The following is a 22,146-nucleotide window of genomic DNA, read 5'->3' as shown; positions in this document are numbered from 1 at the left end:
GGATTCGGGAATTCCGACAACGACCGTTTGTTTTGAACGTTCTCTTTGCACTAGTTTTGGCATCAGAAAAGTAATCAAGTTTTTTAGTAAGACGTTACTATAAGCAAAATCATTTTTCTAAAAGTATTGGCCAATTACGAGGGATTGCTTCAGCTGTTTTGTAACCCTTTAACAAAAGCAGAGCAATAAGGTTTTAGATAAAGCTAACTTGTTCCTTAAAAACAAAGCAAAAACTAATAGCAAAGTTTCGGAAGAAACAAATTTGTTATAATCAAAAAATGTTAATTTAAAAAAAACAAAAAATGAATTTCGAAAATTTGAATTTAGTAGAGCTTAATGCTCAGGAAGTACAAGAGATAGATGGAGGAGATAGATCTCCTTTAACAATAGGTATTGAGATAGGTGTTGGAATTTGTTTTGGATTAGTAGGAATAGCAGTTTTCGAAGTAGCTTATAACTTAAATAGATAATGATGAATCAAGAAAAATTAAGTATCAAGGAATTAAATTATGAGGAATTACAGGATACAAATGGTGGTTTTGTAATTGAAGCATTGACGTTAGCTTGCGCTGTCATTGGTGGAATTTACTATTTGGGCAAACAATGTGCAGAATATGATCAGAGACATGGTTATTAAATTATTAATAAAAAACAATTAAGATGGACAAGTATTATTTTATTTTTGGTTTGTCTTCTAAATTAATAGATGTAAAGCCAACTAAAGTTATGCCTTTAATTATATTAATAGCTATGATAACCTTTGGTATATATCATTTAGGAAAGGATTGCGTAAATTACGATAAACGGCATTATTCTAATTCTGAAAAAAATTAATTTGGACATTTTAAATTTTATTAACTACCTAATTATACTTTAAATTAGGTAGTTGTTTTTTTAAATAAAACTATATAACTAATATTTTCAGTAAACTTCCTGTAAATATTTAAAACCAGTAAGTTAGGTTGTGATTATGGATGAAATTGATAAAAATAAAAAATGACCTTTAGTCAAAACAAAACCAACAAAATAACTTTATGAACTTCAGTTCAGACCCTATAAACACCCTCGAAAACCTTATCTCCAAAAACAAAACCAAGAGTATTTCTATCTACTTGGTGTTACTTCTGGCTTTACTCGTTTTTCTGGCATTATTGCCTGTGATCAAGGTAGACATCAGCAGCCAGAGTCGCGGGATGGTTCGCTCTACCACAGATAATGTGCCGCTAAGCAGTTTAGTCAATGGTAAAGTGACTTTTGTAAATCTAAAAAATAATCGTGTCGTACAAAAAGGCGATACGCTGCTGGCGATCACACAGGAAAATCTAGATACGGAGAAAGTTACCAATCAGGATCTTTCAGGAGATCTACATGACCAGGTTCGTGATTTATCGTTAGTTATTATAGGTAAAAGCAATAGGCTGAAAACTCCTGCCGTACAACAAGAATGGTATAGTTATGCTAGTAAGCTAAGTGAATTACAAAGCAAAATTGCCCAATCCAAAATAGGCTACGACCGCAACAAGCAATTGTATGACAAAGGCATTATTGCCAAGGCGGAATTTGAAAAATACAGTTTTGATTATACCTATGCGCAACAAGCACTTTCAGGATTGGAAAAAAGCCAACGCAGTCAATGGCAAAACAAGAAAAGAGAACTGGAAGAACAATTGAAAAATCTAAACGGGACACTCCAAAAAATTAAGATAGAATCCAAGAATTATGTCATAACCGCTCCGCTATCAGGAACTATTGAAAATTTCTCAGGAATTCAGGTAGGTTCTTTCTTGAATGCTTCGCAGCCCATCGCTACTATTTCGGCGACAGACAAGCTAATTGTGGAAAGTACCGTTTCTCCAAATGATATTGGGTTAATACAAAAAAATCAAAAAGTAAAATTCCAGATGGATGCTTTCAATTACAATCAATGGGGATTACTGGAAGGGAAGGTAATTGATATAGATCGAAATATAACCGTGCAAGGAGAACAAGCTTTTTTTAAAGTGAGATGCGCATTGAATACTACCGCGATAAAATTGCAATCAGGTTACAAAACCAATGTTTCAAAGGGAATGACACTCACTACTCGCTATATTATAACCAGACGTAGCTTGTATGATTTACTGTTTGATAAAGTAGACAATTGGATAAACCCGAAGCAATTAGCCCCTTAATATCAAAATTTGGTACACAATATATAAAACAATAATTTAATTCAGAGAAAGCCTTTTGTCTTTCATCTCATATCTACTATCCCTTAATGGCTTCTATTAAAATAAAACAACATGATATTAAAGATTGTGGTGCTGCTTGTCTCGCATCTATTGGAAATCATTATAAGGTTAATCTCCCTATAGCAAGAATCCGTCAGTATGCTAATACCGATAAACGAGGAACTAATGTTCTCGGAATTATAGAAGCGGCCGAGAAAATGGGTTTTTCGGCCAAAGGGGTAAAAGGGGGAATGGATGCGATTGATAAGATCCCACTTCCTGCTATTGCACACGTGGTGGTCAAAGAACAATTACATCATTATGTAGTAATCTATAATGTCTCCTCCCCTTCGGGGAGGTCGGGTGGGGCTATTACTGCTATGGATCCCGCTTTTGGCAAAATGGAAACCTACACTTTCGAAGAGTTTCAGAAAATATGGACCGGTGTTTTGGTGCTTTTTGCTCCAAATGATGACTTTAGGTCTTATAACGACAAGGTTTCTCCCATAACCCGCTTTTGGCATTTAGTGCAACCACATAAAACCATTTTAGTACAAGCATTAGTTGGCGCGATACTATTTACTGTTTTAGGACTGGCGATGTCCATTTATATTCAAAAAATTACGGATTATGTTTTGGTCGAAGGTAATAGAAAACTACTGAATTTATTGAGTGTTTCTATGATTGCTATTATCTTACTTCAGGGATACATCGGTTCAAAAAAGAGTGTTTTTGTGATGAAAACGGGACAGTTGATCGATGCCAAATTGATTTTAGGTTATTACAAACACTTGTTGCATTTGCCACAACGGTTTTTTGATACCATGCAAATTGGCGAAATTACCTCGAGAATTAATGATGCTGTAAAGATCAGATCGTTTATCAACGAAGTCGCCATTGATATGATCGTCAATGTGTTTATAGTGATTTTCTCGTTCACACTGTTGTTTACCTACTATTGGAAATTGGCTTTAGTGATTTTATTGGTGATTCCGTTTTATGCCTTGATTTATTTTATTTTGAATAAATTCAATAAAAAAGTGGAGCGAACCATAATGGAAAACGCAGCCGAATTGCAAACGCAATTGGTCGAGAATGTTACCCATATTCGTACGGTAAAAGAATTTGGGATAGAGGAATTTTCGAATCTAAAAACAGAGAATAGGTTTGTAAAGTTGTTGTTTACCACTTACAAATCAGGCTTGAATAGCATTTTTGCAGGTACTTCAACACAGTTTTTGGCTTCGATATTTACCGTTATTTTAATGTGGGTTGGTTCCGGTTACGTTATTGATAGAGCCATCACTCCCGGAGAGTTGTTTTCTTTTTATGCCTTGATAGGTTATTTTACATCACCAGTAGCATCTTTAATTGGGATGAATAAAACAGCTCAAAATGCCTTAATTGCAGCTGACAGGCTTTTTGAAATAATGGATCTAGAAAGAGAAGAAACCGAGAATAAGGTTGAACTGCAGAGGGAGAACATAGGAGACATCAAATTTGAAAATGTAAGTTTTCGTTATGGTTCTAGAACTGAAGTTTTCAAGGATTTCAACGCTATTTTTAAGAAAAACGAAACTACTGCAATTGTTGGAGAAAGTGGTAGCGGTAAAACCACTTTAATTTCATTGTTACAAAATTTATACCCAATCAAAGAAGGGAAAATTTATATAGGAGATTATGATGCTCAATTTATTCATTATCAAAGTTTACGTAATTGTATTGGAGTGATACCACAACAGCTCAATTTATTTTCAGGTAATATTATCGAGAATATCGCTTTGGGAGATTCGTTTCCTAACATGCAGCGCATTTTAGATTTATCAAAAGAGTTAGGTATTACTGAATTTGTAGAAAGACTTCCTACTGGATTTGGGACACAAATAGGTGAAAATGGTGCAATGCTATCAGGTGGACAAAAACAGCGCATTGCAATTGCTAGAGCATTGTATAAGAATCCCGATGTTCTATTAATGGATGAAGCAACTTCCTCGCTTGATACTAATGCCGAAAGTATAGTAAAGAAAGTGATTGATGATTTTAAATTACAAGGTAAAACAATTATCGTTATTGCGCATCGTTTGAGTACCATAGCTAATGCAGACACTATATTGGTGATGGAAAATGGAACTGTAATTGAGCAAGGAAATCATCTGGATTTGTTAGCCAAAAATGGTAAGTATTATGATTTGTGGAGTAAGCAGAGTTTGGTTTAATTCTGTAGTACGGTTAAGCCATATGCTGCCATTATAAAAAACCATTGTTCGTGTGTTTTTTGATTAATCCCGATACTTTGGGATGAAGAAGAAAGGTGTAGAGAACCCTTTTTAATTCAAAATCTTCTTGCCCTCGTAACATTTCAAAAGGGAGAAGCACCTTAGGAGCATAATCCACTTTAAAAACTAATTATTCTCATTGGATTTGCAATCAATAATTGATTACACCTTTGACTGATACTCTATCTACTAAAAGTAATAAGAAACACAAAAGCTTTTTACTCTTGAAACAATCGAAGATTGAAATTTGATTTGACTAAAAAAAAAGAGTTAAATGAGATAATTCAATTATAAATACGTGTTTTACGTGAGTTTATAAAACACTTTAAGTCAATCTATGAATGGTTAGTTGTTGTCGGAATTCCGGTATTTCGATAAGTATAGTTTGCAGGGGACGGCTTCTTGATTTAGTTTTGACACCTGAGAATTAACAAAGTTTTTTATTAAGACGTTACTAAGAAGCATGGTTTTTTTTCTGCAAAGTATTGGCCAATATTAGGGATTGCAGCAGCTGTTTTGCAACCCTATAAAAAACAAAAAATGGATTTTGATTAAGCTAATTTGTAACCCTTCAAAAAAACAAAGCTAACGAAATGTATAGTCGCGGATTAAAGAACATAAAATCAATAAAAAAGTTCTAAAGTAATCCATTTCGTAACAACAAATAATTATAAATTTAAACTATCATTAAAAATGAAATTAAGTAAATTAAAATCAGTAGGTTTATCGGTAACTCTATTAATAACATTGCTAATGGCAGGTTGTTCTAAAGATGCTGAAAATGCATCTGATTTAGAAATGAATCATATGGCAAGATTTGAAGAATCAGTTTTATTAAAAACTTCTTCGTCGGTAAATACAAGTTTAATATCAAACAAGAGTGTAAATAGTAATGAAAGTTATAATACATTTAAGATTGAGAATTTTGATAACCAATTTGTCTTGCGTAATGTATATGTGATAGATGGCATTGATTATGTAGATACCGGAGATTTTAACGACCAGGTAGCAGGAGATGGAATTTATACTTCATTAAAATCAACAGTTGGAGATAGTTCTAAAAAAAATTCTCAAACTAGAATTATTAAGAGTGATAAATTTAAATTTAACAACAAAATTGCAACAAACAAGGTCAAAATTGGATGTAAATTTAAAATGGTATACGGAGGGGCATCTTCATGGTTTGGAAATTCATGTGATGGAGGTTGTATTGAATTATATGACTGTAGCTTTGAAATTGAATTCTAAAGTTTAGTATTAATTGTATGTAAGTAACAATGTGTTTTTTTGGCACATTGTTACTTGTTTTTAAATAGTTGGAAAATGCTATATAAGACTCTGAAAAAAGAGATTGTTATAATTTTGTTTTGTCTCTCGTTCCTTTTTGGTACTCGAAAAATTATAGATTTATATTTCATTGAAACTGAAGTAAACTATTTGCTAATAGCTCTTGTGAAATTAATTCTTTTGTCTGTTTTGATTCAATTCATGAAAAAAGAAAAAAAAGATTTTCACGTAATTTTTAAAAATAGTTCTATTTTTTTGCTTATAATTTTTGTTGGAACATATTTAGCTTTCTCAAATTCAGAAAAAATAATTACTTTGAATGGTGCTGATATAAATCTATATCTACATGTTATCTTTCTTTTTAAATGTTTTGTGACGGGGTTTTTCGAAGAAACATTATTCAGAGTTTTACTTTTTAACTCAATACTAAAATCCCATTTTTTTTTAAATAAAAATAAAATTTTTAGAAGTTATATATTGACTTCAATTATTTTTGGTTTAGTTCATTTAATAAATTTGAGTTCCTTAGACTTTTTCAGTGTCTTAAATCAAATTTTATTAGCTTTTGGTCTTGGTATGATTTTTCAAATGCTCTTAACAAAATATAATAATATTTTATTTATTGCAAGTCTCCATTCGTTGATTAATTATTTTGGTACTCGTAACTCTGTTTTATTTCAATTTAAGAGAACAACAGATCTTGAAATATTTTCAGACTATGAAGTATTTCTAAATTTAGCGATCTTTATTTTTTTCGATTTTTTAATAATTATTTATCTGCGTTATTTTATAAAAGGTCAAATGGACGATGGAGAACAAATTCCATATACCGGATAACTAATTTGTAAACATCACAGGCAATCTTTTAGTTTTGTCAAAGCAATAAATTTGTAAATTTATATCAACAACCCGACCGATGAAGTGATCCTACGCGGTAATAAAAGTTAACGACTTATCTCTTGATTAGGACTTTTAAGAATCTATTATATAATTATCTTCTATCCCTGATGATTTCAGCCAGTAATTTTTTAGCACGAAGTAATTTTACTTTTACATTACTTAAAGGTTCATCTATAGAATTAGCAATTTCTTGATAGCTCATTTCTTGAAAATAGCGTAACTGTATCACCTCTTGGTAATGCGGTTTCAATTCTTTAATGTAACGCAATAGCTGAGATAGATTTTGCTCAGTAATCAATTCGTCTTCGGCAGATGGAGTGGTATCTGCGATATTGTAAGCTTTTTGATCTTCTCGATCAGTGATTTCAATAAAAAGACTGGATTTCTTTTTTCTTAATAAATCAATATGTACATTTTTGGCTATACTAATTAACCAAGTGTTAAATTGGAATTCAGGATTGTAAGAAGCGATTTTGTCAAAAGCTTTAGAGAAAGTTTCTATAGTAATATCCTCAGCATTAGTTTCATTTTCTGTTCGCTTTAGCATAAAGCCATACACTTCATTCCAATAATGATTCAATAGAAAGGTAAAGGCAGCTTGGTCACCTTCTTTTGCTTTTTCTATTTGAGTGTTTATTTCCAATTGACTGGTTTTGAGAAAATATTAGTGATAAAGATATTGATTTGTGTGAAGATAAGCACTAATTCCACAACAGGGAACCAATATTTTAAATCTTTCTCTTTTAATTTCCCTGCAGAGAATCCTACGACAATCCATGCAGCCAAATACCTAACGAACAATAGACTTAAAACTAATATCCACTGAAACTGAAAGGCTAATAACACAACAGCTAATAAAATGAATAATAACTGAGAGAGGTAAAATGTTCCCAGTTGCAGCTGGTCAATTTTTTTATAATGACTCGCTGTGGCAATATGGCGTCTCTTTTGTATGATCCAATCCTTATAGGTTGTTTTAGGCTTTGAATAAGTGAAGCTTTCTGGGGTGAAAGCTATAGTTGTGTTTTTCCCTGTTGCTGCTTCATTAATAAATAAATCATCATCACCTGACCTTATTTGAATGTGGTTGATAAAGCCGTTAACATTGAAAAACTCTTCTTTTTTATACGCTAAATTTCTACCTACACCCATGTAAGGTTTGCCTAATTTTGCCCAAGAGAAATATTGAACTGCTGTTAATAGCGTTTCAAAACGGATCAATTTATTTAAAAATGAATTTGGAATTTTATCATAACCACCGTAGCCTAAAACAATTTTTTTCTGCATCGTAAACTGCGAACTCATTGCTGTAATCCAGTCTTTTGTTGTGGGATAACAGTCAGCATCAGTAAACAGCAAGTAATCTTTTTTTGCTGCTTTGATTCCTAGCGTAAGGGCATACTTTTTATTTCCCCAAAACGCTTCATTGTTCTCCACCTTAACCAGGCGAATGTTAGTATATTTTTTTTCAAATTCTTCAAAAACATCCAATGTAGTATCGCTTGACGCATCGTCAATCAAAACAATCTCAAAGTCTGGGTAGTCTTGTTCTGCTAATAACGGAATGAACTGAGCTACATTTTGCTCCTCATTTTTAGCACAAACTATTACGGAAATTGGTATTCTTTTGGGCGTTATCTTTTGTGCTTTTGCAAAAGCGAACTTTCCAAAAACAACTAAATAATATACAATTTGAACAACAACAATAAAAATAAAAAGGTAAAGGATCAGTATAAGCATCAGAGTTTAATGTGTTTTTAAATCGTCTGCAAAGGTATGAATTGAATTATCAATTGTAAATTATAAATTATGAATTTTTAAAGAATTTATCTATGGCATTTTTTCATCTCATTCGCAATTTCAATTGCTTGATGTTCTTTCGTTTTTTCTAATTCAGTAATGATATTAGTGTAATTTTTATCATCCCTGTTTTGAGATAGTTTTTTTGTAGCCTGAATTTCAGTAATCTCTATTTCGAAAGCAACAATGCCTCGCACTTGCAGCATGGTTTTAGGGGATAAATTTTCTATTCTAATAGGATTGTCAGAGTGTTGCTCGTATTTATCAACAAGAGATTTCAATGATTGAGCTACCCCATCACCTTCAACTATTTTAATTTTTCCGTAAATATGTACAGCTAAGTAATTCCATGTGGGTACATTTTCATGATCATACCATGAAGAAGAAATGTAACTATGGGGTCCAGAAAAAATGGCTAAAACAGTATCATTTTCTAAAAACCCATTTGATTGCGGGTTTTCCTTTGATAAATGTCCTTGCAAAATAGAGTCTCCAGATTCATTAGTGGTTAAAATCATGGGAATATGCGTTGCACATAATCTACCGTCTGTTTGGTTCACAAGAATTCCAAAACTATTTGTATGAAGAAAGGCATTTATTTCTTCCCGGTTTTCATTCTTATAAATTTCTGGAGTGTACATTTTAAATTTATTTATGCTTTCACAAATTAAATGACATTTACTTCTGCTTCTATTTTGATACCAAATGTTTTATAGACCGTGTCTTGAACATGTTTAGAAACATCGAGTATTTCTTGACCCGTTGCATTGCCATAATTAACTAATACTAAGGCTTGGTTTATATGAACTCCAGCATCACCAAAACGTTTTCCTTTCAATCCAGTTTGTTCAATCAACCAGCCTGCAGGAACTTTTACTTCAGTTGCTGAAATTTCATAAAATTTCATTTCAGGAAATTTTTTGTGGATTCTTTCGAATTCTGATTTTTTTATAATAGGATTTTTAAAAAAACTACCACTATTTCCTAAATCTTTTGGATCAGGAAGTTTGCTTTTCCTAATGGCAGTAACAGCATTACTTACCTCTTTTAGAGTTGGGTTGGTGACGTTGTTTTTGGCTAATTCAGAGGTGATGTCTCCGTAGGAAATCCTAATTGTATGATTTTTTTTGGTCAATTTATACACTACAGATGTGATGATGAATTGATCCTTGACTTCATTTTTAAAAATACTTTCACGGTAACCAAAGTGGCATTCCTCGTTGGTAAAACTTTTAATTTCTTGATTCTGAATATTTATGGCTTCACATGAAATAAAAGTGTCTTTGATTTCAGCACCATAAGCACCTATGTTCTGTACGGGTGTAGTTCCTACATTACCTGGAATTAATGACATGTTCTCTAAACCGCCAAAATCGTGCTCAATCGTCCACAGCACAAATTCGTGCCAATTTTCTCCTGCTTGGCTTTCTACCCAAACATATTCTTCATCCTCTTGAATTATTTTTTTTCCTTTTAAATCAATATGAATTACTAATGCGTTGATATCTTTTGTTAAAAGCATATTACTACCACCACCAAGTACAAATTTTGGAGTAGCTTTATGTTCTTCTAAAACCGTTTTTAGTTCGGATAGCGTGTGCACTGCCACAAATTGTTTTGCCTTGGCTTCTATTCTAAATGTATTGTAGTTTTTTAAAGAAAAATCGTTTTGTATTTCCATAAAAGATGGCGCTTTATATTATTTGATTTAAGGAATCAAAAGTAAGAATTAAAATTTAGTTGCATAGGTTTTTGACCAAATATGCAACATAAACAACGGCATTATATAGGATGTTATTCTGGTGTCACCCTTCTGCAAACTTGCAATCAACTGCGCACTATTTATATTTTCTAAATAAAGCATATTAAAGATATCGCTTTTTGCAAATGCGGCCAGTTCCTCTTTAAAAAACGGATTATTGATAAGGTAATCTCCCCAAGGTGCACTTAATCCTACTTTTTTAAATGTTAAAATTTCGTTTGGTAAGCGATCCTGCATTGCTGTTTTAAGTATGAATTTCCCCTTTTTTCCTGTAAACAACCATTTGTCTTCCAGAGAGCCTAGACCAGCAATTAGTCTTGGGTCTAAGAAAGGTTCTCTACATTCAATAGAAGCTCCCATTGTGACTCTATCATTTCGATCTAGTAATGAACACAAGTAAGTGTGTTGATCAAAGTACAGGGCTTGCCTTCTTAAATTGTTAGGATAAAGGGTGGCAGCTTCTTTATATATTTTATTTCTGTATTCGTTCTTCGGTATATTTTTAATGCCAAAACTGCTTGAAATGTCTTGTGGGTAGATATTACAGCCATTAAAGAGCACTAAATGAGAACTCTCTTCTAGTTGGGCGTACCGTGCTAATTTTTCATAACGCGGATTTTTAGCAAAATACCCAAAACTTCCTATTGTAGCTATCGCACGGAGTAGGCTAGGGTATTGTAACGGTTTATACCTTACGTAGCCTCCCATAATTTCATCGGCGCCCTCGCCTGAAAGTAATACTTTAACACTAGGTTTGGCTAATTCAGAGATGGATAATAAATGGGGTTCATTTAAATGCATAATAGGCTCATCCTGGAAATAGGTAGCCCGTATTAAGTTGTTGTATAATTTTTCTCCTTCTAATTCTGTTGTATGAAAACCATAACCGAATTTATCTGACAACAGCTTTGCTAAATGAGATTCATTATGTTCTTTTTCTTTAAAACCAATATTAAAGGATTGTATGTTGCCGTAATTTTGATCATGTAATGATGCTAGAATAGAGGAGGAGTCAAGTCCGCCACTTAGTAAGACCCCTACGGGTACATCGCTGACCATACGTAAGCGAATAGAATCGTCAAAAGTTTCTCTAAACCATTCTACTGGATTGTCAATGTGTGGATGTTCTTGGATTTCTTTTTTTAAGTCCCACCATTTGTCTGTAATAATTTTGCCGTTTTCATGAAAGATCATGTAATGACCCGGTAATAATTTTTGTACATTTTGATACAAAGTGTCCTCACCAGCAACAAAACGGTTAAAAATGTATTCTTCGAGTCCGCTTTGTGCTATTTTTAAAGGAACTCCTGCAGTAAAAAGGGCTTTTTGCTCTGAAGCAAAATACAAACTTTCATTATAGATCGAATAGTATAAAGGTTTTACACCCATTCTATCTCTTACGAGAATTAGTTTTTTTTCTGCTTTATCCCAAATTGAAAAGGCAAACATACCATTAAGACGGTGCAGCATTTTTATACCATATAACTGGTATAATTTCATCAAGACCTCTGTGTCCGAAGCAGTTTTGATATCAAATCCTGCGCTTTTTAATTCAGAGTAGAAATCTTTAAAATTGTAAATTTCGCCATTGAAAACCAGGACATATCTCGCATCTTCTGAATGGAAAGGTTGGTGTCCAGCCGATGAAGTATCTAAAATGGCTAGTCTTCTATGTCCTAAACCTATGTTGTTTTCGATAAAAATACCTTTATCATCAGGGCCACGATGCTCTAATGAATCACGCATTTGTGTCAAAACTCGAGAGTCTATCATTTTTTGCGATTGCAAATGCAGTATTCCATTAATTCCACACATAACTACTGTTGTTTAGTATTGTTAATTAATTCGTGGTATGTAGAGGCAATTAATTTCATGTTTATTTTATAATCGGCTTTATCCTCAACAAGTTTGCGGTTGCTAATAACTGCTTGTTCTCGGTAACTATTGTTTTTAAAGGACCATATTAGCTCTTCTGCTAACATTTTTTCATCATCTACAGCGATTAACTGCCCGTTTTTGCGATGAGTGATCCACCATTCATTTCCAGGTATAGCAGTAACTAAAGGGTAACAATTGGAGGCCATTGCTTCAAACAAAGAAGCTGATACTCCTTCGGTTGTGGGCATACTGATGTAAAAATTAGCTTTCTGTAATAAATCGGGCAATTCTGTGTTGGGTATTCTACCCGTAAAAAAAACTTTTTTATCAATCTTCAATTGTTTAGCTAACTTTTTTAACTGCTGCAGTTGACTTCCATCTCCTACAATAGTTAGGGAGAAATCTAAGCCTTTGTTGTGTAAAATAGAGAAAGATTTTAAAATAATATCATGTCGGTATTCTGGTAATAGAGAACGAGTGACAATGGCCTGAATTTTATCAGGACTAGCGCTGTTTTTATTTTTAAATTTTAGTAAGTCAATTCCCTTTGGTAAAACAAGCACCTTTTTCATTTCCACATTTGCCTCTTTCATGGCAACCGTCATTACAGGTCCCCAAGCATGTATCAGTGTTGCTTTTTTAAAAGCATAATGCTGTATTGCTTTTTTTATTGGAAGTAAAACTGATCCTTGTGGCCATAAATCAGTTTCACCTTGTTGAGCTATTGCAAGCGTTTTGACTCCAGATAGTGCTGCAAGGAATCCATAACTTGTGGTTCTTTCGGCAATAACCATGTCTGGTTGGTGCAGGCTAATAATCTTTTTTATTTTGGAATACGCTAAGCTGAATTCAGCGATGCGCTTAATTCTGTTATATAGCGTATCGCTCGGGGTTTTTAGCTCCCATTTTATAATATCAAAATCACCAAATTCTTCTAATCCTTTAATCCAAGTTAAGGCATCAGCTCTGTAGGATTCACCAAGAAAAAGTATTTTTTTTTTCTTCATCGAAATGATTTAAAACTCTTCAGTCGTTAGGGCGCGATTAATAAAGTCATTTAGCGGTTTTAAAAGAATTAGTTTTTTACTCATTTTAGAAACAAAATCTTTTCTGGTTACTTCTAAAATATCAAATGCACTAGATGCTTCAAAACTCTTAAGCTTTAGCAATTCAATTGCAGGATGTTCTTTTTCGTATCCCCTTGGAGGGTTTTTGAGTAGGTATTTTTCATTACGATCTAAGTCGCCATATACTTTTTTAAAATCTTTTTCATTGAGAATTTCATCTAAATCTTCATGAAAATAGGCTATTTCTTTGCGTACCTTCTTTAAATCATCTGCTAATGGAGCATAAAGCCCGCCAGCAATAAAACTTCCTCCTTTCTCAAGGTGAATGTAATAACCGGATTTACTTTGCAGTTTAGTGCCAGACGATATCCAAATTCCCAAATGTGATTTATAGGGTGTCTTGTCTTTTGAAAAGCGAATATCCCTATTAATTCTAAAAGTGCAGTTTTTTACCTCTAGCATTTCTAATGAAGGGTCTAAGGGTTTCATGGCGTCTAACAAAGCAGCTACCAATTGCTGGTAATCTTTTTTGAAAACATCATACCTTTTTTTATTTTCTAAAAACCAATCACGATTATTGTTGTTTTTTAAATCTTCTAGAAACTGTAGGCTGTCTTTAGTTAGCATTTTTGACGATGATTAAAGCTGTTTTTTTAAATCTTCTTCACTTATGTAACCTGAGTTTTTCCACTTTAACTCTTTATTTTTATAAAGCAATAAAGTAGGAAGAACATCAATCTTCATGTCGTTCATCAAAGTTTTATTTTCGTCAGCATTCAGTCTAATGATCACGACGCTTCCTTTTAACTCATCTTGCATTTTAGTAAGATAAGGACTCATTTTTTTACAAGGTGCGCACCAGTCTGCATAAAAATCGATCAAAACAAGTTGGTCAGTATTTAATAACTCATTGTATTCTTGGCTTGTCATTCCTACAACTTTTTCAGATGGTTTGTTAAGTCCTGCCGAGTTCCATTTTAAAAAACCTCCATCTAATTCATAGATGTTTTTAAATCCTAATTCTTGCAGCTTTTCGGTTGCTCTTTTACTTCTTCCACCGCTTTTGCAATAAACAAATACGGCTTTAGTTTTATCAAATTGTGCGACGTCAGAGACAAAATGATCTCCTAAAATGTTGGCATTTTTTGCATTGTCAATGTGTTCTGCTTGAAACTCCTCTGGAGTACGTACATCAATAATTTGTGGACTTGTTGTCGTTTTTATTTTTTCTGCAAATGCAGTGGCTTCAATTGTATTAACGTTTTTTGAACTTTGTCCATTGCAAGATAGGATGGTCAAAGAAATCATTAAAAAAAATAGATTGCGAAGTTTCATTGTTGTGTTTTTAAAAGAAATATAATGAGGCTAAATTACATAAAATATTAGGATTTGACTGTTATAGCGTTCAAATCATAAGTTAAAAATTTGATAAGATTGGTGTGTCGATTTGACAATTTCTTCCGTCCTTTCTGGATGTGTATCAGATATAAATAGTTGGCCAAAAGAATCACTATTTACCATTTCAATAATTTTAGAGACACGGGTTTCATCTAATTTGTCAAAAACGTCATCAAATAGTAATATAGGTTTTACACCACTTTGTTTCTTTAAAAAATCAAATTGAGCTAGTTTTAACGCAATCAAGAATGATTTTTGTTGACCCTGAGAGCCAAACTTTTTAATTGGATGGCCATCAATTTCAAAGGATAAGTCATCTTTATGAGTTCCTACACTAGTATACTGTAACGCTCTGTCTTTATTGATGTTTTCTTGTAAAAGAGTTATTAGGTCTTTTTCATACAAATGGCTTTCATATACCAGCTGTACTGTTTCTTGCGACTCAGTAATGGCATGATGATGAGACTTAAAAATAGGAATGAACTGTGCGATAAATTCCTTTCTTTTTTCAAAAATATACTTTCCATAAAGATCTAGCTGTTCATTATATATCGACAAAGTGTCTTTTTCGAATACATGATTCAAAGCAAAATATTTTAGCAAGGCATTGCGTTGACTCATCACTTTTTGGTACTGGATAAGTTGTAATAAGTACTGTGAATCCAATTGAGAAATTACACTATCCATAAATTTGCGACGCGTTTCACTTCCTTCCACAATTAGGTCTCTATCTGCGGGAGAAATGATAACTAACGGGATGAAACCAATATGATCAGAGAATTTATCGTAGGCTTTACCATTGCGCTTCAATACTTTTTTTTGTCCTTTCTTTAAACTGCAGACGACTTGTTCTGTTCTGTCATTTTTTACGAATTCAGCATCAATTACAAAAAACTCTTCACCATGTTTGATGTTTTGTACCGCTAGTGGATTAAAATAACTTTTGCCATAAGATAAGTGGTAAATGGCATCGAGTACATTGGTTTTACCAATGCCGTTTTTGCCAACAAAACAAATTATTTTGCCATCAAACTCGAAATTGGCTTCTGAAAAATTTTTATAGTTGAAAAGGGAAATTTTTTTTAAATACATTTTTAAGGCTTGCTGGTATTGAGCTGTTTATTGTTATTGAGTGGCTTTTAAAAAGTGGGTGCAAATTATTGAAAATTATCGATAAAATCAGCTTTTACAGCTATTCTGTTGTTAAAACTTTATCTTTGTAGGGAAACCAGCAACAGTAAAAAACGGCAATTTTTTAATTTGAGTATAAAATCTGATTTTTTTTGCGTCGGTTTGAATAAAAATTTTATTTTTGCGGTTCACTAAATTAAATTTAAATGGCTACTTATAGTAAAAGAGGATATAAAGCACCTAAAGAGAAAGAAGTAAAAGATACTGTTGAAGGAGTAAATATTGATGAAAAAGACAGCGCTACGGCTGAAGTTTTTTCAAAATTAGACGAGACTGCATCAAAAACAGAAGACTGGGTTGCTAAAAATCAAAAAATTATTATTGGTATAGTAGGAGCTGTAGCTATCTTTACTGTAGGATATTTAGTTTATCAAAAATTTATCGCTGAGCCTAAACAATTAGATGCTGCTAATGAAATGTTTGTTGCACAACAAAATTTCCAACAAGCGGCTGATGGAGTTGCTAGCGACTCATTATACAAATTATCACTAAATGGTTCAGAAGGTAAATTTGGTTTTATCAAAATTGCCGATGAGTATTCAGGTACTGATGCTGGGAATTTAGCTAATTACTATGCAGGTATTGCTTATTTAAATACAGGTAAGTATACTGAGGCAATTGACTATTTAAGCAAGTTTAAATCAGAAGATATTGTTTTAGGTGCTTTAGCAAAAGGAGCAATTGGAGACGCATATTCTGAAAAAAACCAACCAAAAGAAGCGTTAGAATTTTATATAAAAGCTGTTGAAGCAAATAAAAATAATTTTACAACACCACGTTTCCTATTAAAGGCAGGTAAAACAGCTTTAGCATTAGGAAATAAAGAAGATGCTCTTAAATATTTTACTGATATTAAAGAAAATTTTGATACTACTCCAGAAGCAGCGTCTGTTGATGCTTTAATTGGATTAGCACAATAGTAGAATTTCAGACTTTTAGAATGTAGGTTTCCGGTTTATAATCAAAAACTAAAATCAAGATCAAATGGCTACTGTAAATAAAAATTTATCTGTTTATGATAAAAGCACGCTTCCAAAAGCGAAAGATTTTCGTTTTGGAGTGGTTGTTGCTGAATGGAATGAGACGATAACTGAAGGCTTGTACAAAGGTGCATATGATGCTTTTTTAGATAATGAAGTTCCAGATAACCATATTATAAGATGGAATGTTCCAGGTAGTTTTGAGCTTATTTACGGATGTAAAAAAATGTTGCAAACTCAAAACGTGGATGCAGTAATCGCTATAGGTTGCGTTATTCAAGGAGAAACGAAACATTTTGACTTTGTTTGTGAAGGAGTTGCTCAAGGAATAAAAGATTTGAATGTACAAACTGATATTCCTGTTATCTTTTGTGTGCTAACGGATAATACCTTACAACAGTCAATCGATAGAAGTGGCGGTATTCATGGCAATAAAGGTACAGAAGCAGCTATAGCAGCTATAAAAATGGCTTTTATTCGTCAGCAGGCATCATTGACACATGACTATAAAAAACAAGCATTACTATCTTCTGGACAATTGCAAATTGAAGATTTGCCTTTGAAATTAGAAGAATAAAAAAGTAAATATTTCATAATGAAGCCTATACTATTGATAAAATAGTATAGGTTTTTTTGTTTTATTTATGAATGGCTAAACCCTAAAAGCCAATAGAAATTCATTAAATTTGTGCTCTTTAGTTTTAAAAATAAAACAAAAATTTTAAATATTTTTTAATGTCAAGTATTATTCAATTACTTCCTGATCATGTCGCTAATCAAATTGCTGCTGGTGAAGTCGTTCAAAGGCCAGCATCTGTTGTTAAAGAATTACTGGAAAATGCTGTAGATGCTAAGGCAACTGATATTAAATTAATTATAAAAGATGCGGGTAAGGCATTGGTGCAGGTTATAGACAATGGTAAAGGAATGAGTGTTACAGATGCTCGTTTGTGTTTTGAACGTCATGCCACTTCTAAAATACGTTTAGCCGAGGATTTATTTTCATTAGATACTAAAGGTTTTCGAGGAGAGGCCTTGGCTTCGATTGCTGCTATTGCGCATGTAGAAATGAAAACGAAACAAGATCAGGACGAGTTGGGGACGCAAATCGTTATTGAGGGAAGTAAATTTATGTCTCAAGAAGTTGCAGTGCTACCCAATGGTACCTCGTTCTCGGTAAAAAATTTGTTTTTCAATATTCCGGCACGTCGTAATTTTCTAAAGTCAGATACTGTTGAATACCGTCACATTATTGATGAATTTCAACGTGTCGCCTTGGCACATCCCGATATTTACTTTACTTTTTACCACAATGGTAGTGAAATGTTCAATTTGCCAGCAACTAGCTTAAGGCAACGAATTGTCAATGTTTTTTCTGGTAAGACTAATGAAAAGCTTGTTCCTGTACAAGAAGAAACGGATATAATAAGTATTCAAGGTTTTGTTGGGAAACCTGAATTTGCTAAAAAAAGTAGGGGCGAACAATTCTTTTTTGTCAATGACCGATTCATTAAAAGTGGTTACTTGCATCATGCAGTTATGGCAGCTTATGACGGCGTTTTAAAAGATGGTGCTCAGCCCAGTTATTTTTTATATTTAAACGTACCTCCCAATACAATTGATATTAATATTCATCCTACTAAGACGGAAATAAAATTTGATGACGAACATGCTTTATATGCTATTTTAAGGGCATCTATTAAACATAGTCTTGGCCAGTTTAACGTTGCTCCCATTTTAGATTTTGATAGGGATGCTAACTTAGACACGCCATACAGCTATAAAAATTTAGAAGGTGCTACGCCAACAATTCAAGTCGATCGTAGTTTTAACCCTTTTTCTGATGATAAGGTTAATAAACATTATTCATCATCATCATCGTCATCGTCATCAGGATATCGAAAGCCAGAACCTACAGCGAGCTGGGAAAGTTTGTACGTAGGTCTAAAACAAGAATCGGATTTTATAAGTAACAGCAATGAAATTTCTTTTGAGAGTGAAGAAGTTACTGGTTCCTTATTTAATGACGAAGAGGTAGAGCAAAATGTCAATAACGCATATCAGATTCATAAAAAGTATATTGTTTCACCCATAAAATCAGGAATGGTTATTGTGGATCAACAACGTGCACATCAACGTGTTTTGTACGAGCAGTTTTTAATTAATATGACTGTACAACAAGCTTCTAGTCAACAGCTTTTGTTTCCTTTGGATTTGTATTTTTCTTCCATAGAAATGGATCTTATTAAAGAACTGAAATTATCTCTAATCAATACAGGCTTTATTTTTGAGGATACAACTGATGAGCATGTTGTCATTTCTGGTATTCCTGTTAATATTACTGAGAGTGAAGTATCTTTAGTTTTAGAACAGTTGTTGAGCGATTTACAGGACGGCATACCAGAAAGCAGTTTTAGTCAAAATGATACGATTGCTAAATCTATGGCTAAAAGTTTGGCTGTTAAAACAGGAACTTCTTTGACTGTTAAAGAACAAGAGAATTTAGTTAATGGACTTTTTGCTTGCAAAGATCCGAATGTATCCCCTTTTCAAAAACCCACTTTCATCACCATGCGTGTGGAAGATATAGATAAAAAATTTGCACTATGAGAAATGTAACCGAAACGGTAAAACAATTAATTATAATTAACATTCTATTTTTTATTGGTACCCAAATTGTTGGAGATGGTGCTTATAGAATACTGGCAATGTTTTTTCCAGAGAATGCCGACTTTCAATTCTGGCAACCCATTACACATATGTTCATGCATGGAGGATTGATGCATATTTTCTTTAATATGTTTGCTTTATATTCATTTGGTTCTGCTCTCGAGAGTATTTGGGGGAGCAAGAAGTTTTTATTCTTTTACATTTCTTGCGGTTTAGGAGCAGCTTTACTGCACACCGGTATTAATTATTATTACTTTAATGATGCTGTAAGTATTTTGAATACGCATGGTTTTTCTAAAAGTGAAATTGTACAAATTTTGAATGAAGGAAAAATTAATACGCAATGGCAACAAATACTAACAGTTTCTGAATTTCAAAATTTTACAAGTGCTTATTTAGGTACAGTAGTAGGTGCGTCTGGAGCTATTTATGGTGTTATCGTGGCTTTTGCTTTTATGTTTCCTAATGCAGAGTTAGCTTTATTGTTTATTCCTGTGCCAATTAAAGCAAAATATTTTGTTCCAGGTTTAGTTTTAGTAGATTTGTATTTAGGTGTTTCAGGGCAATCTATATTTAGCGGAGGAGCTGGAATAGCGCATTTTGCCCACGTAGGTGGTGCCTTGTTTGGATTCTTGATTATGTGGTATTGGAAAAAAAATCAATTCAATAATAATCGCTGGAATTAATTCTTGGCTATGCTTTATTATTTTTAACTAAAACCTAAAAAATGGATATCATAAACGACTTAAAACAGCAGTATAAACTAGGAGGGATAACTTTCAGGTTAATCTATTGGAATGTTGCCTGTTTTTTACTTTCGTTAATTTTCTTTTATCAGTTTAAGATTGGTAACTTTGATTTTCCCAGTTGGTTAGCGTTGAATACGGAACCTACTAATTTTATTATATACCCCTGGACTTTTTTAACCTATGCCTTTTTTCACGATGGTTTTTGGCATTTGGTTTTTAATATGGTTATTTTGAATTTTGCTAGTTCACTTTTTCTTACTTTTTTTACTCAGAAGCAATTACTAGGACTCTATGTTTTAGCAGCTATTTTTGCTGGATTTGCCTTTGTGACTGGTTATTATATATTAAATTTTAGCGCTTCAATTGTAGGTGCTTCAGCTGCTATAATGGCTATATTAGTTGCGGTAACCACTTACCAGCCTTTAATGAATATTCGTTTATTTTTAATAGGGAATGTAAAATTATGGCATATCACAGCAGTGATTTTGATCCTGGATTTAATGCAGTTTAGGCTGGATAATACAGGAGGTCATATCTCTCATTTATCTGGTGCGTTCTTTGGGTTTATTTATATTCAGTTACTTAAAAATGGAACTGATTTAAGTAAAGTGGTCTCAGCGGTTATTGATTTTTTTACTAATTTATTTAGAAAATCGCCTTCTACACCTTTTAAAAAGGTGCATAAAAATTATGTGAAACCAAGAGAAAAACAAGTTTCAAGAATTGTTACCAAAGATAAAACACAGCAGCAGATTGATGAAATTTTAGATAAAATAAGTCAGTCTGGATATGATAGTCTATCCAAGGAAGAAAAAGAATTTTTATTTAAAACTGGAAAATAAGAATTGTAGCACTATTTTGAAATAAAGATATAATTTTAGACGTTATTACTTTATAAGACTAATTTCACTCAAGAAACTAATACCTATGAAAAAACTTTCCTGGTTTAATAAAGGGATGTTTACCTTAAACATTGTTCTTACAGTAGTTACGTTCATAGCGTATGTCTTACCCTTTTTGGCACCAAAAATGTTTCCTATATTGTCAGTTCTGACACTATTTATGCCGTTATTTTTTATACTGAATACTTTGTTTTTTCTTTACTGGGCAATGCAGTTTAAAAAGAGAATGATTGTTTCTGGAATTGTACTTTTGATGGGAATAACTTTTATCAATAAGTTTTATAAATTCTCAACTAAAGAATACCCAGATGATGATAAGAATTTTGTGGTGATGAGCTATAATGTGCGCTTATTTAACCTATTCAAGTGGTTAGATAAAGAAGATGTACCCGGTGAAATTTTGGCGTTCATAAATGACAAAAATCCGGACATTCTCTGTATTCAAGAATATTCGGCATCAGCTAATCTAGATTTAAAAGTGTACCGTCATAAGTACATTTTGATGGAAGGAAATAAAATCAAAACAGGTCAGGCTATTTTTTCTAAGTTTCCAATTATCAAAGAAGGGAATATTGAATTTCCTAGTTCCAATAACAATGTTATTTATGCTGATATTAAAAAAGGGAAAGATATCATTAGAGTATACAATATGCACCTTCAGTCAATAAAAATATCTCCTGATGTCAATGAAATTTCAGAAAATATCGATGTGATTAATCAAGAGAAATCGCAGATGATGCTTTCTAGAATTAGCAAGGCTTTCAAACAACAACAGCAACAAGCGGAAATTTTTAAGGAACATAAGAAAGAATGTAATTATCCCATCATCATTTGTGGCGATATGAATAATAGCGCTTATTCTTATGTTTATAGAAGTATTAAAGGAGATTTAAAAGACAGTTTTGAAGAGGCAGGCGTAGGCTTTGGTCAAACGTATAAATTCAGGTATTATCCTGCTCGTATCGATTATATTTTTGCCGACAGTAAGATGATAGTCAAAAAATTTGAAAGTTTTCCTAATTTTGAAAACTCAGATCACTATCCTATTATGGCAAAGTTATCTCTAGACTAGCTTA

Annotated in this window: 21 protein-coding genes; 12 read left to right on the top strand and 9 right to left on the bottom strand. The window is 32.8% G+C overall.

The genetic code is table 11. The features are described 5' to 3' along the window. Nucleotides 1-302: 302 nt before the first annotated feature. The 6 genes from ACEN2K_RS13510 to ACEN2K_RS13485 all read left to right on the top strand — a co-directional run bounded on the left by ACEN2K_RS13510 (nucleotide 303) and on the right by ACEN2K_RS13485 (nucleotide 6,610). On the top strand, nucleotides 303-470 hold the full coding sequence (locus tag ACEN2K_RS13510; RefSeq protein WP_441759863.1) for a bacteriocin: 168 nt from the start codon (nucleotides 303-305) through the stop codon (nucleotides 468-470). Between the two features lie 2 nt (nucleotides 471-472). Beyond that, a complete protein-coding gene (locus ACEN2K_RS13505; RefSeq protein ID WP_441759862.1) occupies nucleotides 473-637 on the top strand; it encodes a hypothetical protein in 165 nt (54 codons plus the stop codon). A 397-nt stretch (nucleotides 638-1,034) separates the two neighbouring features. After that, the gene (locus ACEN2K_RS13500; RefSeq protein ID WP_441759861.1) at nucleotides 1,035-2,171 is read left to right on the top strand and encodes an HlyD family secretion protein; all 1,137 of its coding nucleotides are present in this window, start codon (nucleotides 1,035-1,037) and stop codon (nucleotides 2,169-2,171) included. Nucleotides 2,172-2,257: 86 nt separating this feature from the next. Further along, on the top strand, nucleotides 2,258-4,426 hold the full coding sequence (locus tag ACEN2K_RS13495; RefSeq protein ID WP_441759860.1) for a peptidase domain-containing ABC transporter: 2,169 nt from the start codon (nucleotides 2,258-2,260) through the stop codon (nucleotides 4,424-4,426). Nucleotides 4,427-5,239: 813 nt separating this feature from the next. Next, the gene (locus ACEN2K_RS13490; RefSeq protein WP_441759859.1) at nucleotides 5,240-5,734 is read left to right on the top strand and encodes a hypothetical protein; all 495 of its coding nucleotides are present in this window, start codon (nucleotides 5,240-5,242) and stop codon (nucleotides 5,732-5,734) included. 240 nt (nucleotides 5,735-5,974) lie between these two features. Next, nucleotides 5,975-6,610: a CPBP family intramembrane glutamic endopeptidase gene (locus ACEN2K_RS13485; RefSeq protein ID WP_441759858.1), complete on the top strand. Its 636-nt coding sequence runs from the start codon at nucleotides 5,975-5,977 to the stop codon at nucleotides 6,608-6,610. A gap of 154 nt (nucleotides 6,611-6,764) precedes the next feature. On the opposite strand, the gene ACEN2K_RS13480 is transcribed toward ACEN2K_RS13485, so the two are convergent. The 9 genes from ACEN2K_RS13480 to recF form a co-directional block, all read right to left on the bottom strand. After that, complete coding sequence (locus ACEN2K_RS13480; RefSeq protein ID WP_441759857.1) at nucleotides 6,765-7,316, bottom strand: RNA polymerase sigma factor; 552 nt, start codon at nucleotides 7,314-7,316, stop codon at nucleotides 6,765-6,767. Next, nucleotides 7,307-8,413: a glycosyltransferase gene (locus ACEN2K_RS13475; RefSeq protein ID WP_441759856.1), complete on the bottom strand. Its 1,107-nt coding sequence runs from the start codon at nucleotides 8,411-8,413 to the stop codon at nucleotides 7,307-7,309. The genes ACEN2K_RS13480 and ACEN2K_RS13475 overlap by 10 nt, the downstream gene beginning before the upstream one ends. A gap of 86 nt (nucleotides 8,414-8,499) precedes the next feature. Continuing rightward, entirely contained in the window at nucleotides 8,500-9,114 is a 615-nt protein-coding gene (locus ACEN2K_RS13470; RefSeq protein ID WP_441759855.1) for an FMN-binding negative transcriptional regulator, read from the bottom strand. 26 nt (nucleotides 9,115-9,140) lie between these two features. Then, nucleotides 9,141-10,154 carry a UDP-N-acetylmuramate dehydrogenase gene (gene murB, locus ACEN2K_RS13465; RefSeq protein ID WP_441759854.1) on the bottom strand — a complete coding sequence of 338 codons (1,014 nt, stop codon included), beginning with the start codon at nucleotides 10,152-10,154 and terminating at the stop codon, nucleotides 9,141-9,143. Between the two features lie 48 nt (nucleotides 10,155-10,202). Beyond that, nucleotides 10,203-12,050, bottom strand: a complete 1,848-nt coding sequence (asnB, locus tag ACEN2K_RS13460; RefSeq protein WP_441759853.1) for an asparagine synthase (glutamine-hydrolyzing) — start codon at nucleotides 12,048-12,050, stop codon at nucleotides 10,203-10,205. A gap of 2 nt (nucleotides 12,051-12,052) precedes the next feature. Continuing rightward, nucleotides 12,053-13,120 carry a glycosyltransferase gene (locus ACEN2K_RS13455; RefSeq protein ID WP_441759852.1) on the bottom strand — a complete coding sequence of 356 codons (1,068 nt, stop codon included), beginning with the start codon at nucleotides 13,118-13,120 and terminating at the stop codon, nucleotides 12,053-12,055. Between the two features lie 9 nt (nucleotides 13,121-13,129). Then, entirely contained in the window at nucleotides 13,130-13,807 is a 678-nt protein-coding gene (locus tag ACEN2K_RS13450) for a DUF2461 domain-containing protein (protein WP_441759851.1), read from the bottom strand. 12 nt (nucleotides 13,808-13,819) lie between these two features. Continuing rightward, a complete protein-coding gene (locus ACEN2K_RS13445; protein WP_441759850.1) occupies nucleotides 13,820-14,515 on the bottom strand; it encodes a thioredoxin domain-containing protein in 696 nt (231 codons plus the stop codon). 75 nt (nucleotides 14,516-14,590) lie between these two features. Continuing rightward, nucleotides 14,591-15,670 (bottom strand): DNA replication/repair protein RecF, encoded by a 1,080-nt coding sequence (recF, locus tag ACEN2K_RS13440; protein WP_441759849.1) that lies wholly within the window; start codon nucleotides 15,668-15,670, stop codon nucleotides 14,591-14,593. 245 nt (nucleotides 15,671-15,915) lie between these two features. On the opposite strand from recF, the gene ACEN2K_RS13435 reads away from it, so the two are divergent. The 6 genes from ACEN2K_RS13435 to ACEN2K_RS13410 all read left to right on the top strand — a co-directional run bounded on the left by ACEN2K_RS13435 (nucleotide 15,916) and on the right by ACEN2K_RS13410 (nucleotide 22,142). Further along, nucleotides 15,916-16,689 carry a tetratricopeptide repeat protein gene (locus ACEN2K_RS13435; protein WP_441759848.1) on the top strand — a complete coding sequence of 258 codons (774 nt, stop codon included), beginning with the start codon at nucleotides 15,916-15,918 and terminating at the stop codon, nucleotides 16,687-16,689. Nucleotides 16,690-16,753: 64 nt separating this feature from the next. Continuing rightward, nucleotides 16,754-17,326: a 6,7-dimethyl-8-ribityllumazine synthase gene (ribH, locus tag ACEN2K_RS13430; protein ID WP_441759847.1), complete on the top strand. Its 573-nt coding sequence runs from the start codon at nucleotides 16,754-16,756 to the stop codon at nucleotides 17,324-17,326. A 158-nt stretch (nucleotides 17,327-17,484) separates the two neighbouring features. Then, nucleotides 17,485-19,359: a DNA mismatch repair endonuclease MutL gene (gene mutL / locus ACEN2K_RS13425; protein WP_441759846.1), complete on the top strand. Its 1,875-nt coding sequence runs from the start codon at nucleotides 17,485-17,487 to the stop codon at nucleotides 19,357-19,359. Then, complete coding sequence (locus tag ACEN2K_RS13420; protein ID WP_441759845.1) at nucleotides 19,356-20,105, top strand: rhomboid family intramembrane serine protease; 750 nt, start codon at nucleotides 19,356-19,358, stop codon at nucleotides 20,103-20,105. The genes mutL and ACEN2K_RS13420 overlap by 4 nt, the downstream gene beginning before the upstream one ends. 41 nt (nucleotides 20,106-20,146) lie before the next feature. Beyond that, entirely contained in the window at nucleotides 20,147-21,010 is an 864-nt protein-coding gene (locus ACEN2K_RS13415; protein WP_441759844.1) for a rhomboid family intramembrane serine protease, read from the top strand. An 85-nt stretch (nucleotides 21,011-21,095) separates the two neighbouring features. Next, nucleotides 21,096-22,142: an endonuclease/exonuclease/phosphatase family protein gene (locus tag ACEN2K_RS13410; protein ID WP_441759843.1), complete on the top strand. Its 1,047-nt coding sequence runs from the start codon at nucleotides 21,096-21,098 to the stop codon at nucleotides 22,140-22,142. Nucleotides 22,143-22,146 lie beyond the last annotated feature (4 nt).

Origin of the sequence: Flavobacterium sp. W21_SRS_FM3, assembly GCF_052113625.1 — a bacterium.
Taxonomy (GTDB): Bacteria; Bacteroidota; Bacteroidia; order Flavobacteriales; family Flavobacteriaceae; genus Flavobacterium.
This window is presented reverse-complemented; position numbering and strand designations above follow the sequence as displayed.